Genomic DNA, 20,981 nt, shown 5'->3' with positions numbered 1-20,981 from the left:
ACAAACATCCTCGCGTTGTACGTTTATTACTCATCTCCTTCTAATTACTCATTTTTCCCTATTTTATTCTATTTACTATATTTACAATACTTCATGCTTACCGTATCATTTAGCTAGTACAGTGAAACAACATATTTAGGAGCCACCATGGCTATTGATGGAACAACACAACAAAAAAATCCTTCTATATTAGGGGGTGCTATGATCATTGCCGGTACCGCAGTGGGTGCTGGTATGTTTTCTATTCCTATGGTGACTTCTGGCGTATGGTTCACAGGCTCCGTCATACTGTTAATATATACCTTTATTTGCATGTTACTTTCTGGGTTAATGATTTTAGAAGCAAATATGAATTACCCAGCAGGCGCCAGTTTCCATACGATGGTTAAAGATTTATTGGGTTCGACATGGAATTCAATTAATAGTTTATCCGTCACCTTTGTGCTTTACATACTAACTTATGCCTATATTTCTGCAGGTAGCTCTATCATCGCAGCGAATTTGTCAGAAAAAATACAGATACCACAAGCAGGTGCTGGCTTTATTTTTGCCTTCATAGTGGCTTTTTTTGTGTGGCTTTCTACGCGTGCTGTCGATAGGTTAAGTACCATTTTAATTGGTGGGATGGTAATCACCTTTATTATGTCAATCGGTGGAATGGTTTCAACTGCATCTCCAGCTATCTTATTTAACCAAACTGAGCAAGGTGAAAGCCAATATCTTCCATATGCCTTAGCCGCATTACCTTATTTATTAACTTCATTTGGTTATCACGGTAATGTGCCGGGATTAGTAAAATATTATAATAAAGATAGCCGCAGTGTTGTTAAGAGCCTCGTCTATGGCGCAACCATTACCGTGGTTATCTATATTTTGTGGCAGTATGCGATTCAAGGAAATATTCCAAGAACGTCATTTATTGAGATCAGAGAAAATGGCAATAATATTGATGCATTACTGACCCAAATGAATATTTCTACTCAAAGCAGTTTTATTTCTCAGTTTTTAAACCTGTTCTCCTATATGGCTTTAGCGAGTTCTTTCTTAGGTGTGTCTTTAGGGCTATTTGATTTTATCGCTGATTTTTTCAAATTTGAAGATAACAAATTTGGCCGCCTTAAATCCATATTAGTCACCTTTTTACCACCAACAATACTCGCTTTAATTTTTCCTAATGGGTTTATTTATGCGATTGGTTTTGCAGGGTTAGCAGCGACTATTTGGGCTGTTATTGTCCCTGCCCTGATGGCGAAAGCAAGTCGTAAACGCTACCCTAACAACAGTTATAAAGCACCAGGAGGGACCTTTATCATTGGCTTCGTGATCCTCTTTGGGTTAATTAATGCGGTTGCTCATTTATTATCACTATCTGGTTTACTTCCTATCTATTAACCATTCGAGTGTGAATATAGCCTACGAGTTATATTCACACTGATATTTATCTAAAAATTTTTCACTGAAAATTGACTTCAGCATCTTGCCTAATTCCTTATCTGCGAGTAATTTTGTCGCACTCTTTTTGACAACCCCAAAGAAGGTTATTTATGGCCAAGGCCAACGAAATTAAACGTGGTTTAGCAATTAACTACAATGGCAAACTATTACTTGTAAAAGACATTGATATTCAAGCACCTAGTGCTCGTGGTGCGAGTACGCTATATAAAATGCGCTTTACTGATATCAAAACTGGCCAGAAAGTTGAAGAGCGTTTCAAAGGCGATGATATTTTAGAAACCATTTCGCTAACACGTCGCGGAGTGAGTTTTTCTTATATTGATGGTGATGAGTACGTTTTCATGGACAATGAAGATTACACACCCTATCTTTTCAAAAAAGCAGATATTGAAGAAGAATTACTTTTTATCCCTGAAGAAGGGTTACCAGGAATGCAAGTATTAACAATGGATGGGCAAGTTCTTGCATTAGAGCTACCACAAACGGTTGATATGGTGATTGTTGAAACAACACCTGCAATTAAAGGGGCATCAGCTAGCGCACGGACTAAACCCGCAACTATGGCTACAGGGCTAACAGTCCAAGTCCCTGAATATTTAACCAGCGGAGAGAAAATTCGTATTCATATCGCTGAGCGTCGTTATATGGGCCGTTGTGACTAATTTTTGTTTTTAATTTGATAGAAACAATTTCTTATATGCCTATGAACAATAACTTCATAGGCATATGTCATTGAAATTAAACATTGCATACCCTTCTCATATTAGTTTGCTACATTCAATTCTTATTCAACTCAAGATTAATCGTATTTTATTGTATAAATACCTAAGGTTTTATCTTTATTAATCCAATTAAATTGTTGAGTACCTTTTTGATTCGGAAGCAACATTTCTTTATTTTTTAATTTACGAATATCTGCAGATGCCGTTTCTAATTTACCATTATCATTCCAGCATTTAGTTTCAACTTTATTAGCATTCGCTTCGACAACACAAGGTGATGCAACGATGGCACCTGTAAATCGGATAACGCCTGTACTACTGCGTTTCGTCTCACTATTTTCTGACGCAACGATTGAAAAACTTGTGCTTAATGATGTTACTACCAGAAAAGCCATTACCATTTTTTTTACTGAGCTATTCATAATGAAATCCCCTTTTAAAATTATGTTATCGTCACTTTCTGTAATTTATTTACAGTTAAAGTATTTAATTTGGCTGAATTGCCTGAGAACGACATACTAATTCCAAAGGGATATTAATAATTTCATTTATGGTCGTAGTTTTTTATTTTTTATTTAATTTTTTATCAAAACAAAATAAAGGACTTACATCACACTTAATTAACCACACAAAATGCAACACTTTATAAATAATATCTATTAGCATTAGCCCTATAATTTATGAAAATCGTCGCAATGCTACTTAAAGCTCACCTATACATCAAAAACTTTAAAATCGTTAAAGATAGTGTTAATCATCATGCATAAGAATTTAAATAAAAAAATCTCATTACCTTCTACCAATTTGATCGCATCAGGCCGACAGCGTGCTTGTTATCAGCACCCTGAATATGATGACCTATGTGTAAAAGTTCATTTAAGTGGAAGAGATGATAAAGAAACATTAAGGGAGGTTCGTTATTACAAGCGCTTATACAAAAAAAATTTCACCACAAAAACCATATCTCATTACTATGGTTTCCAGCAAACTGATCGCGGATTAGGATATGTGTTCCAGTTAATTAAAGATAAAACTGGAAATGTTTCACATACTTTAGATTATTACCTAAAAAACAAACAATTTTTTTTAAAACATAAAAAAAATATGAAAATTGCCTATGAGCAATTTAAAAAGAATATTTATAAAGAGGCTATCTCCACGATGGCACTTAAGACTTACAACATTGTTTACCAATTAGGTTATAAACCTCACGGCCAATTTCTGATTATTGATAACCTTGGGTCATCTAATTTCATTCCCATGGATTATTTTTCAGCTAGAATCGCTCGTGCCACCCTCAATCGCCGGTTTAGCGATTTCGAGCAACGGCTTTATCGTGACTACAATATCAAGATATAGCACTTACACTCGTGGTTCATTTGCATTATTACCGTTTGGTGATCAACATAAATTACCACACACTCGCCAGTATCTATTTCATGTAGAAAACCCGAACAACAAAATACCCTGATAAACATACAGTGAATTTACTTTCTTCATTATTCTCTGTGTGTTTTTTACTCTACTCATCTTTTTTAAAGTCTATTAAACTATTCGTTTTGCTCACAAATAAACCGTCATTAAATATAAATTTAAACTTCTTTACATTTCAAACTTAAAAAGCACATATTTATGTAATTACACTGAAATAATAACCAATAAAATGTGACTTAGATCATATTTCATTGACTGTAATTACCTGTGTTATAAGTAAATATCCTTCATATTAGGCAACTATCACATAAACCAATGGCAAATAGGCACTTTTATCTAATGTTTTGTAAATTTCACCTCTATTAACTCGCCATTTTGCTTTTGTTTATGTATGCTCTTAAAGGTTTGATTTGGGACTATTGCGATACCAAATCTTCTAACTAAAAAAATGTAAAGAATGTTTTAGTAAATTTAGTAAATATTGATATATATCCTATACTCAATAAGTCATTAAATATGACTAGCACATTCGAACTTTAGTCGTGCTGCGATAAACACTTTCTGCGAAAAACACAGTTTTGGCATCTATAATGCGTTTTTCACAGGGATAAGTTTAGTTTTTTTGTGTCTTTTTACACAATAAAGTACTAGAAAAATGGTAAGGGATATATATAAGAATGCTAACTTCTGAAAAACTTAAGCGCTATGCTTGGCGCATTGTTCCGGCAATTGCAATCGCCGTAACGCTCACAGCATGTACCAACCCAAAGTCAGCTAAAAATACGCAATATACTGCCAAATCAGATGCACGTATGCTAAATGGTTCTGCTGGCGACTCCTTGACGATGGCATCTCAAGATGAATTCGAAGAATTAGTACAAAGTGTTGATACTAAATCTAAAATAATGGATCAATACGCAAGCTGGAAAGGCGTGGCTTATCGTCTTGGCGGTACAACAAAGAAAGGTGTTGATTGTTCAAGCTTCGTACAACGCACATTCTTTGAACAATTTGGTGTTGAACTCCCCCGCACCACTTCTGAACAAGAATCCTCAGGCAAAAGCGTAAAACGTAATAACCTAAAAGTCGGTGATATTGTTTTATTTAAAACTGGCCGAACTATGAAGCATGTTGGTATCTATATTGGCGACCAAAAATTTGTTCATGCATCAACCAGTAGTGGTGTTATCGTTTCTGAAATGACTAACTCGTACTGGAGCAAAAGATATTATGCCGGTAGACGTATTATTAATGGCTCATAAGTTTTTTTAACATTCTATATCCCCTCCCAATAAAAAAGCTTCCATACAATGGAAGCTTTTTTATTGGGAATTTTTATTAACTAAATTTAGTATAGCTATTTGATTCTTTTTGATAAAAATAGCTTAAATACCAAACCCACCTCACGATAACGCTCATCCAAAAACAAGTTATAAATACATAGCTGAACTAAACCTGTAACTAAACTTGCAACTAAAATAATAATGAATCATCAAGCCAATGTAGCTAAACAAATATACTCAAAACTAAGCACTATAAAAACCAGAAGACAGTTCTGCAATCGCGACGCCAGAGGCTTTTAAACGACACATAGCAGCTAACTCATCATTAGCATGAATGAATAGGCAAATTTCTTTTTGCCACTCTAAGATTGCGTTAGCGATCTGCATGTCTGACAATGATTCGGACAATTGCTGCATTGCAATACAATCTGTTGCACAGTCATGGCTAAGTAGCTTCAGCCCCACAAGCTTATCGCTATCGGCATCATTCATAGGCACGACTTCAACATCCGTACCTATTTTGCCTGATAACCAGCGGTAGCTTTGCGGTAGCCTGTGCACCACCGAAAGACCTAATTTTTCCACAAAGATATCCTATTGAAACATTTTAGTGTTTTGCCAAGTATTAATACTTGCATTCTTACTCAACCTAACACGGGCTTAAGCTAATCATTCATCGTTCAAACCGAACTTTTAGTTATCCCAAAAGTAACATTAATGTTAAATATCGAACTTTAAATATAACATTAAAAAAACAAAATGTCGTTAAATTTTTGTGACACAAATCATTGCACAATCATTTTAATAGCAAATATATTAAAAATTAAACTAATTTTGATCTTTAAGATCAACATTTAGCTAAAAATACTTAACTTTTTTTTACATTTATGAAATGAAAATAGTAAAAAATAGTTTATTTTTGAAGTTAAACCAAATTTTTATTAATGAATAATGTTGCAATAAGCATTAATTCATAAAACATAAATTTAACAAATTTAGCTCGAATGATAATTGATTTAGATCATTTTTCATTAAAAATTTTAATACCCCTGCATTACTACTCGCTTTTATCGAGCAATATTCCTTTATCTCTAATAGATAAAATGAATGATATGGAGAAGTAACTAGAAAAAATTCTATTTAAAGAAAGGAGAATTGTGTGTTCTCAGTTTCATCCATGAAACATGAAAACATATGGCTTACTTTGCTTTTTTCGCTAATAAAACAAATAACATTGATAATGCTACACAAGCAACCATAGAACCGACCATTGGCCATGCGCTCTGAGCGGGTATGAGTGATAATAAAGTCCCAACGAGTGCGCCAATTGAAAACCTTATTGTTCCTGCCAATGAAGAGACGGTTCCTGCAATATGTGGATAATTATCCAAGATCACTGCCATTGCATTAGAAGTAATCATCGCTATGCCACTAACATAGATTGCAACACCGATAACCAATGTCCAAAAATCTAATGCAAATGCCGTTGTAACAAGCAACCACACGCCCATCACAAATTGGATAATGATGCCAAAGTAAAGCATTTTTTCTGCGCCAAAATGCCTTACATAGCGGCTATTTATTGTTGTCATAATAAACAGGAAGATAATGTTGATACCAAAATAGTAGCCAAAATTCTGTGGAGACACCCCGTTTAAATCGATATAGACAAAAGCGCCTGCATTTAAGAACGAAAACATCCCTGCAAAAGAGAATGAACTCGCTAATATGTAGAACAGAACCTGTCTTGCTCTAAATAAAGTCGCAAATTGCCTTAATGTTGTACCAATATGAAACTTTTGCCTTTTAGCAACGGGCAATGTTTCCCGCACAAAACAGCTCACTAAAATAACGGCAACAACCGCTGCAATGGCGATACTCCAGAAAATGGCATGCCATGAAAACCAACGCATTAGCTCTCCCCCTAAAATAGGGGCTAATAACGGTGCCACCGTCATCACTAATACAACAAAAGACATACTTCTTGAGAATTCATCACGAGTAAACATATCTCGCATAAGTGCGTTAATCACAACACTTGCAGCTGCGGCGGCAAAACCATGTAAAAAACGTAACCAAATCAATGAATCAATCGATTCAGTGATGGCACAAGCCGCTGAAGCGATGGCAAAAACGACGACCCCACCCAAAATAACAGGTTTACGCCCAATGCTATCTGCCATCGGGCCATAAAATAATTGTCCTATAGCAAAACCAAAAATGTAGCTATTGAGCGTCATTTGAATGCGCCCTTCATCTACATTAAAATAATGCATCATCGTCGGAAAGCTTGGTAGGTACATGTCGATAGCCAATGGCATTAGCATCGATAATAAACCTAGAATTAATATCAGCCCCAAATAGGATGAACGCTGCTGTTGCACTCTTTAAACTCCTGCTGTTTTTTTACGTGGTACATTAATGCTGTTGATCTCTTCTTCCGTCAGTGGGCGGTACTCTCCTGGCTCAAGAGCATCATCGAGCCAAATTTCCCCAACACGTTCACGGTGTAACCCACAAACGTGGTTTCCTACCGCTGCAAACATACGTTTTACTTGATGATAACGCCCTTCGCTAATCGTCAGCCTGACATCTCTAGGGCTAATAATTTCCAGTTTCGCTGGTTTAGTTGGATGTTTTTCCCCATTGAGCATAACGCCCTGAGCAAACTGCTCAGCAACATCTTGAGCAATATCATCACTCAATTGAACTCGGTACGTTTTTTCACAATGATGCTTGGGTGAAGTAATGCGATGTGACCATTGACCATCGTCCGTCAATAATACAAGGCCGGTTGTATCGATATCTAAACGCCCTGCTGAATGCAGTTTTTGTGCAAGAGGCTCATCAATAAAAAAAAGAATTGTTGGATGTGTTGGGTCATCTGTTGAGCAAATATAACCTTGTGGTTTATGTAACATAAAATAACGTGGCCCAGTAACTTGCACGAGGACATTGCCATCATAAGCGACTTCATGGTCAATCGTAACTTGAAAAGCCCCTGATTTAACGATTTCCTCATCAACCGTTACAAGCCCTGCGCGCAGTTCTCGCGCTACCAAACTTCGGCTTATCCCTAATTGCTGGGACAAAAATTTATCCAGTCGCATAGATTCTCTTAACTTGATGGAATGCCAGTGAAGCGTACAATAACGCTCAGCTGTCAGAATATAGAGTGAAAGGTTGTTGTGATTGCTATCACATAATTCATTATAACAATAACCCCTGTGAAGTGATAGTTTCACCGAAACAACTCACATCTTTAGACAGAGTCATCGTTTTAAATTAAATTTAACGTCATTCACCTGATTTAATTACATAATGCTGAATAATATGCCTTTTGTTTTACGCCCATACCAACAAGAAGCTGTCGATGCGACGGTCGATTATTTCCGTAAGCAGACTCACCCTGCCGTAATTGTCCTACCAACTGGCGCAGGAAAAAGCTTAGTGATCGCTGAATTGGCACGGCTTGCTCGTGGGCGAGTTCTGGTATTAGCGCATGTAAAAGAATTAGTTGAGCAGAATCATGCTAAGTACCTCGCATATGGCCTACAAGCCGATATATTTGCCGCAGGCCTAAATCGCAAAGAATCTCAAAGCAAAGTCGTTTTCGGCAGTGTGCAATCTGTTGCTCGTAATCTTAAGGAGTTTGACGCACATTTTTCGCTAGTAATTATTGATGAGTGCCATCGCATAAGCCTGAATGATAAAAGCCAATATCAACAAATCATCCAAGCTTTACAGGCCAATAACCCTTCATTACGTATTTTAGGGTTAACCGCCACGCCCTACCGTCTCAACAGTGGTTGGATTTACCAATACCATTACCATGGTATGGTACGTGGCGATGAAAACTGTTTTTTCCATGAGTGTATTTATGAACTACCTCTACACTATATGATTAAAAATAAATTCTTAGTACCACCTGAACGCTTAGACATGCCTGTCCTTCAATATGATTTTAGCCAAGTTTCACTGACATCATCAGGTATTTTTAATGAACAAGAACTTAATTTGTCATTAAAAAAGCAACAACGCATTACACCTAAAATTATTGAGCAAGTTATTGAATATGCAGCACCATTACAAGGCTGTATGATTTTTGCGGCAACGGTCGAGCATGCAAAAGAAATTTTGGGCTATTTACCCCAAAACAGTGCGGCACTAGTGACAGCTGAAACCCCTGCTGCTGATAGGCAAGCAATAATTAAACAATTTAAAAACAAAGAATTACATTATCTAGTTAACGTTTCAGTATTAACAACTGGGTTTGATGCACCTCATGTTGATGTGATTGCAATTTTACGACCAACAGAGTCAGTGAGCTTATACCAACAAATTGTTGGCAGAGGATTACGCCTCTCTGAAGGAAAAACCCGCTGCTTAATCTTAGATTATGCAGGAAACCCACACGATTTGTTTCGGCCTGAAGTGGGTTCTAGTAGACCCAATTCAACCAGTGTTCCCGTGCAAGTTTTCTGTCCATTGTGCCAATTTGCGAATATTTTTTGGGGCAAATGTACCTCTGATGGGCAAATTATTGAACATTACGGCCGGCGCTGCCAAGGCTGGGAAGAAGATGAAAATAAGCAGAAAAAACAATGTGAATTTCGTTTTCGCTTCAAGCAATGTCCACATTGTGGTGCAGAAAATGATATTGCTGCTCGTCGCTGCCAAAAATGCCTAGAGGTGCTTACTGACCCTGACGATATGCTAAAAGCCGCATTAAAACTTAAAGATGCATTAATCATTCGTTGCGGTGGCATGCAATTCATTACTGGGAGTGATACCAAAGGTGAATGGATTAAAATAAATTATTTTGATGAAGACGGAACTCGCGTTGCAGAACGTTTTCGCCTAGCAACGCCCGCACAAAAACGCGTATTCGAATATCGTTTTTTACGAGAGCATCAGCGTGCTCCTGGTGTTCCATTTAAATGGAATAATGCAAATGATATATTATTGCAGCAATCATTATTACGTTATCCCCAATTTATAGTTGCACGCAAAAAAGAGCGTTTTTGGGAAATTAGAGAGAAAATCTTCGATTATCAAGGGCGTTTTCGCGTTGCAGATTCCCTATCATAAAGTGAAAACGATCATAATGATTGCCGGATGACGGATTTTTCGTTAAAATGCCGCCCGCCTTCCGATATCTTATTCACTGAATGAAGTATCCATTGGCCAAATCTCGAACCTGCTGCTGGGTCGCCTGTAGCAGGAATTTATATTTTCTTTTTATAGAGAAATAGTAATGTTAACTATCAATGCAATTGAACGTAAAGAGCAGGGTAAGGGTGCGAGCCGCCGCCTGCGCAGAGATAACCAGCTTCCAGCTATCGTTTACGGTGGCAACCAAGAAGCTATCTCTGTAACTCTTAACCACGATGAAATCATCAACCAAGAAAGCAAAGCAGAATTTTACGAAGTTCTGAATCTGGTTATCGATGGTAAAGAAACAAAAGTAAAAGTTCAGGCTGTTCAACGTCACCCATTTAAGCCAAAAGTGACGCACATTGACTTCCTGCGCGCTTAATTAAAGCCCACAGCCGAGCTTTAGAATTTTCGGGACGCCGAGTAAATAACGCCGCAATTGCGGCGTTATTTATTTCTATCTATTCAACATCACGGCCTATTTAGCACCCCGGCGTTGTAATTGGTCACGCAAATTAGGTGGTGTACCGCGAATGGTCAACGTATCAGTTACAGGGTCCCAAAAGATACGCTCTCCCATAAGCATCGCATCAAAGCTAATCGTGATCCCTCCGCCACTTCCAGAGAACTTCGTTAATTGCTTCAACGTTCCTCTATCGGCTGGGAAACTTTCTTCAAGTTGATAATCATTTTGGCGAGCGAAATCGTCAAAGCTTTGTTCTTCAACCATTGGCAACTCTTTTGCCAGCGCCTGTAGCTCAATTTCCTCTCCAGATTGTAATTGTTCTGTACAATAACTATGCACTTGCTGGCGATAAGCTTGACGCGTATTTTTGTCCATTTGTGCATTATCACAAAAATCGTCGAGTGCCTGTACCAAGCCTTTATTCTGAACTTTTGCGTTTAATCCCTCTGATGCAGCCAAAAAGTCCATAAAGAAATCAGACACTTTTCGGCCTACTCTGCCTTTTAAGAAAGTTAAATAGCGTTTTGATTCCGGATTGGTCTCCCATTCGGTTAAATCAATACGAGCAACAATATCTGCATGAGGGATGTCTAAATAATGTGTGGTGCCTAAATCCAATGATTCCGTGACAAACATGCTGTCACAACTATTGAGCACCGCAATTAATAAATATTCGACCGCGAGGTAACGGTATTGACAAAAAAGAACCACGCCCCCTTCAGCAAAAGGATATTTGGCTAATTCATCTTTCAAGCGAACGGTCATCGCACGGCTGAACCCTAAAAACTCCTCCTCGCCTTTACGCAATAACTTTAACGCGTCAGCAAGTTCACTTTCTTCGTTAAATTCACCAAAAGCTTTACTTTTTGCACTATAGACGCGATGTAATTCGGCCATCATGTCTTGTACGACACCATCTGCTGTCAATAAAGAATCCCGCAACATCACCTCTAGCGTTTGCTCATCTCTTTTAATTAACTGGTGTAAAGCTATCTGGTTAATTTCCAGACTCATTGTTGGCTCCTTCGTTATAGCGAAAATAATGTTGCGCGTATTCAAACATTGATATTATTCCTCTGCAACAGAAACCATCATTTGTTCTATTTTCAGCCTAATTACGCTGAACTAATACGCACTTTACGAATCTGAATTAGCATTATTATCACTTAAACAAAAATTTGTTGCGAAGAAAGAAGAAAAACCAGCTGTGATACGCTATGATATGTAGCTTTCATTAATTTAGGATGTCTCAATTTATGCCACAATCATCTCGCTATAGTGATGAAAAAGTTGAAGGTTTACTTTCTGACCTCGTGAGCGTGTTAGAAAAAAACCACACCCCTGTTGACCTTTCCCTCATGGTGTTAGGTAATATGGTAACGAATCTGCTGAACACGTCGGTTGCGCCTGCGCAACGTAAAATGATTGCAGAATCATTCGCAAATGCATTACTTTCTTCTGTTAAAGAAGATCAATCACACTAATTGATTAATGAAATAAACAGTATGGTCACCCACCTGCGCTACCGTGACAAAGTCTCTAACATGATTGGTTGGGGGCACTGGTTTGCACTATTCAATATACTGCTTAGCCTCGTGTTAAGTAGTAGCTATCTGTTTATTTTTGATTGGCCAGATACCCTAACTGGCCGAATTTATGCTTTCGTCAGTTGGATTGGTCACTTTAGTTTTGTGGTTTTTGCTACTTACTTACTAATTGTTTTTCCACTGACCTTTATTGTTATGTCTCAGCGGCTTCTAAGGGTACTTTGTGTTGCCCTCGCAACGGCTGGTACAACGCTATTAATTTTTGATATCCGTGTTTTTAGCCAATTTGGTTTGCATTTAACACCGCAAGTTTGGGACTTGGTCATCAACCCAACTAAGGGCGAGATGGCTCGTGAATGGCAACTGATGTTTATCAGCATTCCGATTATCTTTCTTGTTGAAATGTTATTTGCGACTTGGAGTTGGCAAAAACTACGTAGTTTAAACCGCCAAACATTTGGAAAACCGCTTGCGGGTATTTTTATTGTGACCTTTATTATGTCACACCTGATGTATGCATGGGCCGATGCTAATTTTTATCGCCCTATCACCATGCAACGCTACAATTATCCATTGTCACAACCCATGACAGCCCGGAAGCTCCTTGATAGGTATGGTCTGTTAGACTTAACCGAACATCAAAACCGTGTATTCCAGCAAGGTAGCCCGACAGCACTTAAATTAAACTACCCATTGAAACCTTTAAGTTATTATGACCAAGGCGCCGATTACAACTTATTATTGTTGGTCATTGATGATCTTGGAGATAAATCTCAACAAGATTCTATGGGTGCGTTAAACGAATTTAAAGAAATCAGTACACAGTTTACGAATCACTACACTGCTGGCCTACGTAATGATACCGCGCTATTTGGCTTATTCTATGGTATTTCATCAACTTATTTCGATAATATTCTCAATGGTCGCCATCCATCAGCGCTAATCGAAGCCTTACAACATCAAGGGTATCAGTTTGGTTTGTTCTCAACAGATGGCTTTAATTCTCCATTATTTAGGCAAGCTATTTTAGCGGATTACTCATTACCTGCCAAAACAGCAGATAACGATAATTTAACGGTCACACAATGGAATAATTGGCTAGATAACCTTAAAAATGGCTCGCCTTGGTTCTCTTTCCTCAATATTAAAGGAACGCCTGGAAGTGCGAAAACCAATGAACAAATCAATCGCGTAATGGCTGTATTACAGCGTGATAATCGCTTGCAAAACACCATTGTTATTGTAACCGCAAATTACAATAACCAAGGAAAAGCAGAAAACGAGTGGTTAGATGGCAAACACTTCAATCGTAATAATATGCAAGTGCCACTATTCATTTATTGGCCAAACACACCAGCGCAGCAAATAGATAAGCTAACAAGCCATCAAGATGTCATGACAACATTGATGCAGCGTTTATTACATGTCAGTAATCCACCCGATGATTACAGCCAAGGTGAAGATTTATTTAGTGTTAAGCGTACTTACCCATGGGTGATCACCGGTGATAACGACGATGTTGTTATTACCACTGATAATGCCACTCTCTACATGGATCAAAATGGTCAGTTTAATATCTATGATAAACAAGGTGCTATAGAACGAAATGAAAAGCCTGATTTAGCTGAGTTGTTGAAGATCTTTACTGAGCTAAAACGTTTTAATGAAAATTAATGCTTAAATATCAACCAGTCGTGTCGTCAGTCTATTGCTTTTAAAAGCAAATTGAGTAGTATTAATCAAAGTTCGGCATGTAGCGCAGCTTGGTAGCGCACCGTCATGGGGTGTCGGGGGTCGTAGGTTCAAATCCTATCATGCCGACCAAAATTCCCTAAAAAAACCAACCTATTACGGTTGGTTTTTTTGTACTTTAATTTTGCTTGGTGTAAAACTGGTGTAACTCTGGTGTAAAACCCCGTCATGATTAAACAGGCTTTTATCCCCGATTACAGCAATGCACTATTATCATCAAGGCCATATTGTTTACGTTCAGCAGCTTCCTGCTCTGCCCTTTCCGCTTCTTCAGCAATACGTTTAGCTTCTTCTTGCGCTAATCGCTCTGCTTCTAGCTTAGCGAGTCTCTCAGCTTCAACTTGCTTTTGATTGCAGAGGGAGTTAGGTGGCATTTCGACACGCATGTCTATCCAGCGCGATTCAGGTACGTCACAAGGTTCGTAGTTTTTGAAGTAAACAGGTACGCCTTCTTCATCAAAGTGCTTAATGCGCTTATTCTGGAAACGTTCTGGCATGTCCGCGTTTTGTTGGTGGAAAACAAAGATTTCAATATCGCCGTCGGGTCTCACCTCATAATCAATGAGAACCATGTTTTTACCGTTATGGTCTTGAGGAATGACAAAGCCGTTATTGATACCCCATGCACCATCTGCATTAAAGCCCACAACGCCTTTAATGAGGTAATGGCCAATACCAAGGTGCTCCATTTCAACGCCTTCAGATTCTTCGTTTAACTCAATGTTATCAGCAAAGAGTTTAACAATTGGAGATGCGGCTTTTAAGTTACCGTTCGAGTCTTTAGTTGTGTTCAGTGTGCTGTAAATTGTCGTCCAAGGGTTAACTACATTATTAGATATCGTACGCAATCCCAATTTACCCGCCAGTGTAACTGCAAGTTGCGCACCATAATTGTTATTAGTATAGCCAAATAAATTCAGCAACAAGTGGTTTGTGCCATCAAATGAGTCTGCAGATACGCTACCATATGCATAGCCAATTGAATTCACCCTGTAATCTGATAGCTTTTGATAGGTTCCTAGTGATACGCCAACTTCACGCATCCAACCACCATCACCAACATGCATTAATGTGCCACTTTTTTCTTGAAGAGTGTGAATATTAAACCTCTCATAGTCCTTTGATGATACTATTGAGGTTTTATTTCCACGGGTCTCAAGCTTAACTAAGTACGTCCCCATTTTGGAAGCAACATCACCTTCAGCAGTAACATTCCCTTTAATATCCCCACCATTCTTATCAAACTTCCCATCTAGCTGATTATCCATTTCTTTTGTAGTGCGTAGCTGTTGAGTCGTTTGGTCTGGCAATGTCACAGTGATAATGCCCTGCTCTGTCATCCAGCGCGTTAATATGTCGCTGAACTGCACGTTCGCCCCATTCATGGACACAATCTTATTCATGGCATCGGAAACAGAATGAACCATCGTCGTGAGAATGACGTACTTCGCCCCTGTTGCTGCAGTTGGTAATGGGAAATTTAATGTGAGTTCAGTATCTGATTGAATCGACTGAATACTGTTATTGTGAACCGTGGTACCAATTTGAATTTGAATTGCTTGCTCTGCTGAAACACGATTAATGTTATTGAGCCATTTAGTGCCGATACCGACTAATTTAGTGCTGTTTGCTGTTGTGGTAACTGTGCCTGTGCTGTACATATTATTCTCCGAAATTTAGATACAAAAAAACCGCAATTAAGCGGCCTGTAGGTGTTCATTTGCTTATTTCATACAGTGGTGTTGCTTGAATTCATTTGTGTCAGATTGCGTGACCACAAATAGCCCCTCACACACTTCATGAGTCACTATTACGGGGGATTTGCACGCAGCAATAAGCACGACGATCCCTGCGAATATCGCATATTTAATTTTTTTCATATGGTTACCTATGGAAAAGGAAAATAATCTGCAGCGTCTAGAAAAATAGCCGGTGTTGCGGTTCGGGCTATCGTTTGATTGCCGTGATAACCACGCTGTTGAGAGGTACTGGTTTGAAATAAACTGATTTGAGACTCTCCTAAATTACCGATATTTAAGTCTCGCCACCAGCCTAAACCACCATCACTGCTGAATATCTCCCCGACTTTTGTCGGTGTGTACATGGGCCGACGAATGGGATCAACGTTAATACCCGAGCCTAGCGGTATTTGATTGCCGGGAACGGTAATAGGCCGTGTCATTACGCCCATTTGAGAATTAAATGTGACTTTCCCTTCTAGGTTGCGGATTTTTAAGCCAAAGCCGGGTGTATCCAGTTGGGCGGGCTGCACATTCGTAAAAGCAACAACCCAATACCACGCGGGTGAATAGGCGGTAATATTGGTGCTGTTTCGATTTCGACTAACATAACGCCACCATTTTAACGTCTCCCAGCTTTGGACGTTCGAAGGCTCTAAGCGAATAAAGGACTTATTATCATCGGTATAAAAGAAAAATACCGCATTCTCAATCGTTAAGCCTGGGAAGGTCTCTCCGATGTTAAATCCCTCTGTAATATAGACCTTTGCTTTGTGAGTCGCGTAGGCATAACCAAGAGGTGGTGTATTTTCCAGAAAGATAGAGCTCCCCATCACTTTTAACCCAAAACCACGAGTAACCTTTTGGGATTCAATAGTTGGAAATGCAATAATTTTCACATAATTTAAGTCATAATCCATCATTCCCATCACTGTGACTTTTCTACCATTTGAGCTATACGCAATTTTATCCTTTGTGCCTGATACATAGCGCCTATCGCCACTTTGCGTAAACGTCACCTCTGCTGCACTCAAAGAAACCACTTGGAACCCATACCCTTCTGGAATTTCATTGGGACAATTCCATTTGTATGTTAGCCAACCACCATCTGGAGATAGTCCATCGCTTCTTTTGACATAACGAGTCCAAAGGTTTGTCGCTGGGGCAGTGTGCTCATTAAACACAAACTCACTGCCGTCTAAATTCCGAATTTTCAAGCCATACAAACTATCAATCATAAGAACCACCCCAATTCAATAATGTAGGTGTTTTTATACTTAAAGTAGTCGCCTTTACTGTTTCGAATAACGGAGTAATCCCCCTCATTACTGTTTGTCTCAAACACACTGTTTTGCATATCAATACGCATTCCAGATTTGCCCGGCACATAGTTAGGTGAGCGCATATCCGTTTGAACAACAATACTGCCAATCATCGCTTTGTTAATCAGTGCTTCGCTAATAACCACTTGCCCGTTAACGACGACAAATGCCGGATCTAACTTGCCGCTGGATGGATTGAAAATACCGAAGGTGTCCGCACTGAAACCAATTTGCGTGGTCACCTTTCCATTTTTGACAATAGCACTCATCATCATTTGGGCTTCATAGTATTGCCCATTTACCATCACGGCGTTTTTAATGCCAAAAATCGAAGAGGCATTACCGTTGTGATCAACTGATGTTTCAGCTCGTTTCTCAATTGCCGCCTTGTTATCACCTATTTCTGATTTAATGAGTTCGTTAACTTCCGCTTGTGACTTCTGGTTATCAGCGACAACCTTCTGTAATGAGTTGATACTTGAATTCATATCGCCATATTGAGCATCAAGTTGTTCCACTTTTTGCGCCAAGGCATGGGTTTCAGTTGCAACAACAGTTTCCACACGTCGAATAGAAGCTTTCACACTCAACACTTCTATGCCTTGAATATCATGCTGAACTTGCAATTGACCAACTGCCTCAACGGTCGCCCCTTCAATATTGGCTACCGTTTGCTGCAAGCTCGAAATTGAGGCTTCGGTTTCTTCGAAACGGGATTCTGTTAACGCTTTCTCCGTTGTCATCGCTTCATCAAGGCTTGTCGTCGTTTCTGATAACTCATTGATGCTCGCTTTGGTTTCGTTGTATTGGCTCTGCTGAGTTTGCTTAACCTGTGTGACAGTTTTATCTAAATCAGCAATTGCACTCTTGTGCTCAGTTACAACGCTGCTAATTTCAGATAGCTCACGGCCTTGCTCGGTTAACTGACCTTGTAGCGCCTCATCGCCGAGGTTAATTTCAGCGCGTAGTTGTTCTTCAGACTTTGCAATCGCTTCACCCTGTTGAGCCTGAACCTCCTTAATCGTGGTAATCGCGCCTTCTGCGTCATTGAAACGTGCATCAATTTGTACTTTATCTTCCGCTCGCGCTTCTGTTTCAGTGGCTAAGGCTATCTCAGTACGGATAATACGGGAACGCGAGACTAGGCTTTCATTATGCAGCGAAAGAAACTGTGCTTGAGTCTGCCCTATGGCCTCCACTAAGGCTTTGTTATCATCCGTTGTAACTTGCCCTAGGTGCGTTAGATACCCTCTCATTTCACCAAATTCAGCGGCAACAGATTGTTCTTGCTTCGCTTGTGCTTGCTTTAAGTCGACTGTTGCAGTTTCAACCGTGGTCACTCGTCCTTTAATAGTACCGACTTCATCGTTGGTCTCACCTAAATCAGCACGAACTTGCCTAATATCCTCGGCAAAAGCTTCATTTGATTTTGCTAGCGCATTTTGAACATTCAAAACATCAGCAGCCGTATGCTCAAATTGAGCCGCAACTTCTTGCTGGTATTTTGCTTGAGAGGCCGTAAAATCAGCTTGAACTTGTTGTAACTGCTTAATTGACGCCTTACCTTTAGCGGATTCTTCCTTGAGCTCATAGTAATTTTCAGTGGAAAAGTGAACAACTTCCATGACCGCTTCATTCACCGCCTCTAATTCGCGATCAATACTGATAACCTTCTGCCTAAAATCGTCACTATCAATTTTTAAATCAGTGAGATTGTCCTTGTTGAAGTCGATTTGCTCCTGCATTTGCTGTCCAGCTTCAGTGCTGAGAAACTTATCACCGATAACCTCCAATATTTCATCAGCCCGATCCTCTGGCTGGCCGTTGGCTTCAACAAACTGCGATTTGCCTACAGGGTTCACGGTTCTGACATAAACATAATATGTCTGGCCAGCTTTAAGCTTTCTTCCTTGGATAACCCACATCGTGCCGTTGCCAAGATATTCAGCTAATAGCTCAACTTCATTGATATTGGCGATCTGCTTTTCAGAAAACCAGAATTCATACTGCAGGCGTAGGGCATTTTGCCCACCCACATGAGGGATAATCCCTAAACTGAAAAAGCCCGGCTCAACATCGATATAAGACGGCGGTGGCGGTGGATTAATATCAAATGAGACCGAGGCTTGTTCGCCCTTTTGCCCATCTTTATTTTGCGGTGCGACAGAGAGTAGGTAATTACCTTGCGGTAAATTACCAATACGATAACGGTTTTCTTGGGTTTTAGCGGTACCAACAATACGCCCTGCTTGGGTTAATTTGAGAATAAAATCAACACCACGAAGCGCCGTTGCAGTTGTCCAGTTGGCTTCCACTTGCCAGTTATCACTATCAGCGCTGATCTCTACGGAAAGGTTTTCAACCGGAGGGATGTAACCGCCCAGCGGTGTATCAGGCAATGGCTCAAATTTTACGCCCTGATCAACCATAGCCTCTTTTTCGGGAACATGCTGAACTGCAATAACACCGTAGGTGCCATCACCCTTATCAGAAATCGTAATCGCCCTAAATAAACGACGAGCCAAATCGGGCTGGCTAATACCCCATACCGATTTTGTGGCGACACCTTTTGGTACCGATTCAACTTTAATTCGATGGTTGCCTAAGTACCCTGTCACTTTAACGCGCTCATAACGGCCAGTGGCATTCATTAATGAAATAAAAGCGGTACCAGATTTAGGTTTTGTGACTTCTCTATCAAGCGTTAAAATCTTTTGAGTGGCATCGATGGCAATGAGCCTACCGCCAATAGGGTCCTCGCCACCCACCCAGTCGTTATCCATAATTTCGATAATGTCACCAGGAGTATGCCGTAGCCCTTCCGCGCCCACTTCAAACTCAACAGTTTGGGTCTCTAATTTTTCCGTCAATAATATCCACAAACCATAACGCCGAGCTTGTCCACGGCTTGTGCAGCCAAATGCATCAACTCGAAGCACGTTAAGGCCAAACTGAGCAACCAACGCATCATCAGAGACTTGCTCAACACTGGTTTTCCAGCCGTTTTGCGGATCAATAAAGCGTACTTCAATAACGGTATGACGAGCCTTTAATGGGCTAAAACTGTAATGGAAACGACCATTAACCACGTTTGCATTTGTGTAAGGCCAAACAACATCACTAGGACGATCTTGAACAAATGTCATTTGTAGCCCGTTCCACACAGGCATGATGCGCATTATTGAGCACAGATCACTAAAGTAATCATAAGCTTTGCGAATATCAGTAATATAAGCATTGCAGGTGACTCGAGGCTCTTTATTGCCGAAGCCATCAGGCACCAGTTGATCACAATATTGACCAATAACGTAAAGCGCAAACTTATCAACCTCAGCTATTTTCAGTCTTTTACCTAGCCCAAATCGCTTCGTTGTTAATAAGCTATACAATACCCACGCAGGATTATTGGTATACGCAGGCTTAAACGTTCCATCCCAAATGCCACTGTATACGCGAGTTTCAGGATTATAATTGTTCGGCACTTGAACAATCAGCCCCCGAACTAAATAGTTACGTGTAGGATATTGATTGCCAAACTGTTCACTTTCAAACGTTAGACCCGCGACTGCTGATCCCGGATAGGTTTGATTAATATCGGTGATTTCGGTGTAACTTGACCAAATAGTATTATTTTGTAATTTATCGCTATTGCTATCTGGCGTTAGGCGAACCATGCGAATGCTAAAAGGTGGTGGTGGTAACTTATCGATAATCACTGCCATTAGGTATGGGGAATTACTCCTTTTACCACGGATAGTGATATTTTTTTCAGTTACCCACGCTCCGTTACGCTGCACCTGAATTTGTAACTCAACCGATGTGCCAACACGATCCCCATTATCCTTCACTTCAACCAATGCTTGGGTACCAAACGTTAACCGTAAGCGGTCAATATTTCGTGAGGTTATTGTGCGAGTTACAGGTGTGCTTTTTTTGATTTCAATGCTGACAGGCGTTTCACTTGATGACGATGAAAACCCCTCCAGTGCTGGTTGCTCTAAAGTTCCTGACACCCACTGAGCGGTCATACCGTTTACATTGCTGTTACCAGAGGAGTCAATAACGGGAGTATTATTAAGATAAACCCCCTTTAAATCGCCAACT

General features: G+C 39.7%; 17 protein-coding genes and 1 tRNA gene. 9 read left to right on the top strand and 9 right to left on the bottom strand.

The genetic code is table 11. The annotated features are described in order from the left end of the window. Positions 1-147 precede the first annotated feature (147 nt). Together mtr and yeiP are read left to right on the top strand one after the other, a co-directional pair. Positions 148-1,392: a tryptophan permease gene (gene mtr / locus PSF09_RS18485; protein ID WP_004911904.1), complete on the top strand. Its 1,245-nt coding sequence runs from the start codon at positions 148-150 to the stop codon at positions 1,390-1,392. A 152-nt stretch (positions 1,393-1,544) separates the two neighbouring features. Further along, positions 1,545-2,117 (top strand): elongation factor P-like protein YeiP, encoded by a 573-nt coding sequence (gene yeiP, locus PSF09_RS18480; RefSeq protein ID WP_210836285.1) that lies wholly within the window; start codon positions 1,545-1,547, stop codon positions 2,115-2,117. Between the two features lie 137 nt (positions 2,118-2,254). Here yeiP and PSF09_RS18475 read toward each other — a convergent pair whose 3' ends face one another. After that, the gene (locus tag PSF09_RS18475; RefSeq protein WP_272664668.1) at positions 2,255-2,599 is read right to left on the bottom strand and encodes a hypothetical protein; all 345 of its coding nucleotides are present in this window, start codon (positions 2,597-2,599) and stop codon (positions 2,255-2,257) included. Positions 2,600-2,936: 337 nt separating this feature from the next. On the opposite strand from PSF09_RS18475, the gene PSF09_RS18470 reads away from it, so the two are divergent. Both PSF09_RS18470 and mepS read left to right on the top strand, forming a co-directional pair. Continuing rightward, positions 2,937-3,536 (top strand): YrbL family protein, encoded by a 600-nt coding sequence (locus PSF09_RS18470; RefSeq protein ID WP_210840433.1) that lies wholly within the window; start codon positions 2,937-2,939, stop codon positions 3,534-3,536. A gap of 752 nt (positions 3,537-4,288) precedes the next feature. Beyond that, complete coding sequence (gene mepS / locus PSF09_RS18465) at positions 4,289-4,873, top strand: bifunctional murein DD-endopeptidase/murein LD-carboxypeptidase (RefSeq protein ID WP_210840432.1); 585 nt, start codon at positions 4,289-4,291, stop codon at positions 4,871-4,873. 264 nt (positions 4,874-5,137) lie between these two features. Here the strand turns inward: mepS and PSF09_RS18460 are convergent, their stop codons facing one another. The 3 genes from PSF09_RS18460 to rsuA form a co-directional block, all read right to left on the bottom strand. Continuing rightward, positions 5,138-5,479 carry a hypothetical protein gene (locus tag PSF09_RS18460; RefSeq protein WP_004260080.1) on the bottom strand — a complete coding sequence of 114 codons (342 nt, stop codon included), beginning with the start codon at positions 5,477-5,479 and terminating at the stop codon, positions 5,138-5,140. A gap of 614 nt (positions 5,480-6,093) precedes the next feature. Then, positions 6,094-7,278: a Bcr/CflA family multidrug efflux MFS transporter gene (locus PSF09_RS18455; RefSeq protein WP_109911581.1), complete on the bottom strand. Its 1,185-nt coding sequence runs from the start codon at positions 7,276-7,278 to the stop codon at positions 6,094-6,096. A 3-nt stretch (positions 7,279-7,281) separates the two neighbouring features. Further along, complete coding sequence (rsuA, locus tag PSF09_RS18450; protein ID WP_210840136.1) at positions 7,282-8,004, bottom strand: 16S rRNA pseudouridine(516) synthase RsuA; 723 nt, start codon at positions 8,002-8,004, stop codon at positions 7,282-7,284. Between the two features lie 223 nt (positions 8,005-8,227). Here rsuA and PSF09_RS18445 point away from each other — a divergent pair, with 223 nt between their 5' ends. Both PSF09_RS18445 and rplY read left to right on the top strand, forming a co-directional pair. Further along, entirely contained in the window at positions 8,228-9,985 is a 1,758-nt protein-coding gene (locus PSF09_RS18445; protein ID WP_272684292.1) for a DEAD/DEAH box helicase, read from the top strand. A 166-nt stretch (positions 9,986-10,151) separates the two neighbouring features. Beyond that, positions 10,152-10,433 carry a 50S ribosomal protein L25 gene (rplY, locus tag PSF09_RS18440; RefSeq protein ID WP_004260060.1) on the top strand — a complete coding sequence of 94 codons (282 nt, stop codon included), beginning with the start codon at positions 10,152-10,154 and terminating at the stop codon, positions 10,431-10,433. Between the two features lie 96 nt (positions 10,434-10,529). Here the strand turns inward: rplY and yejK are convergent, their stop codons facing one another. After that, positions 10,530-11,531 (bottom strand): nucleoid-associated protein YejK, encoded by a 1,002-nt coding sequence (gene yejK / locus PSF09_RS18435; RefSeq protein WP_004911936.1) that lies wholly within the window; start codon positions 11,529-11,531, stop codon positions 10,530-10,532. 242 nt (positions 11,532-11,773) lie between these two features. Here yejK and PSF09_RS18430 point away from each other — a divergent pair, with 242 nt between their 5' ends. The 3 genes from PSF09_RS18430 (at position 11,774) to PSF09_RS18420 (ending at position 13,888) form a co-directional block, all read left to right on the top strand. Next, positions 11,774-12,001, top strand: coding sequence for a YejL family protein (locus PSF09_RS18430; protein WP_004911940.1), 228 nt, complete (start codon positions 11,774-11,776; stop codon positions 11,999-12,001). A gap of 21 nt (positions 12,002-12,022) precedes the next feature. Then, a complete protein-coding gene (gene yejM / locus PSF09_RS18425; RefSeq protein ID WP_210840134.1) occupies positions 12,023-13,738 on the top strand; it encodes an LPS biosynthesis-modulating metalloenzyme YejM in 1,716 nt (571 codons plus the stop codon). A gap of 73 nt (positions 13,739-13,811) precedes the next feature. Next, a tRNA-Pro gene (locus PSF09_RS18420) sits at positions 13,812-13,888 on the top strand. 122 nt (positions 13,889-14,010) lie between these two features. Here PSF09_RS18420 and PSF09_RS18415 read toward each other — a convergent pair. From PSF09_RS18415 to gpJ, 4 genes are all read right to left on the bottom strand, one after another. Beyond that, positions 14,011-15,477 (bottom strand): phage tail fiber protein, encoded by a 1,467-nt coding sequence (locus PSF09_RS18415; RefSeq protein ID WP_257468746.1) that lies wholly within the window; start codon positions 15,475-15,477, stop codon positions 14,011-14,013. Between the two features lie 63 nt (positions 15,478-15,540). After that, positions 15,541-15,696: a hypothetical protein gene (locus tag PSF09_RS18410; protein ID WP_180312615.1), complete on the bottom strand. Its 156-nt coding sequence runs from the start codon at positions 15,694-15,696 to the stop codon at positions 15,541-15,543. 8 nt (positions 15,697-15,704) lie between these two features. After that, on the bottom strand, positions 15,705-16,793 hold the full coding sequence (locus PSF09_RS18405; RefSeq protein ID WP_272684291.1) for a hypothetical protein: 1,089 nt from the start codon (positions 16,791-16,793) through the stop codon (positions 15,705-15,707). After that, positions 16,790-20,981 (bottom strand): TipJ family phage tail tip protein (gene gpJ, locus PSF09_RS18400; protein ID WP_272684290.1); only part of this gene is annotated, 4,192 nt, incomplete at its 5' end. The genes gpJ and PSF09_RS18405, both read right to left, overlap by 4 nt.

Source organism: Providencia sp. PROV141 (genome assembly GCF_028481645.1).
Taxonomy (GTDB): Bacteria; Pseudomonadota; Gammaproteobacteria; order Enterobacterales; family Enterobacteriaceae; genus Providencia; species Providencia rettgeri.
This window is presented reverse-complemented; position numbering and strand designations above follow the sequence as displayed.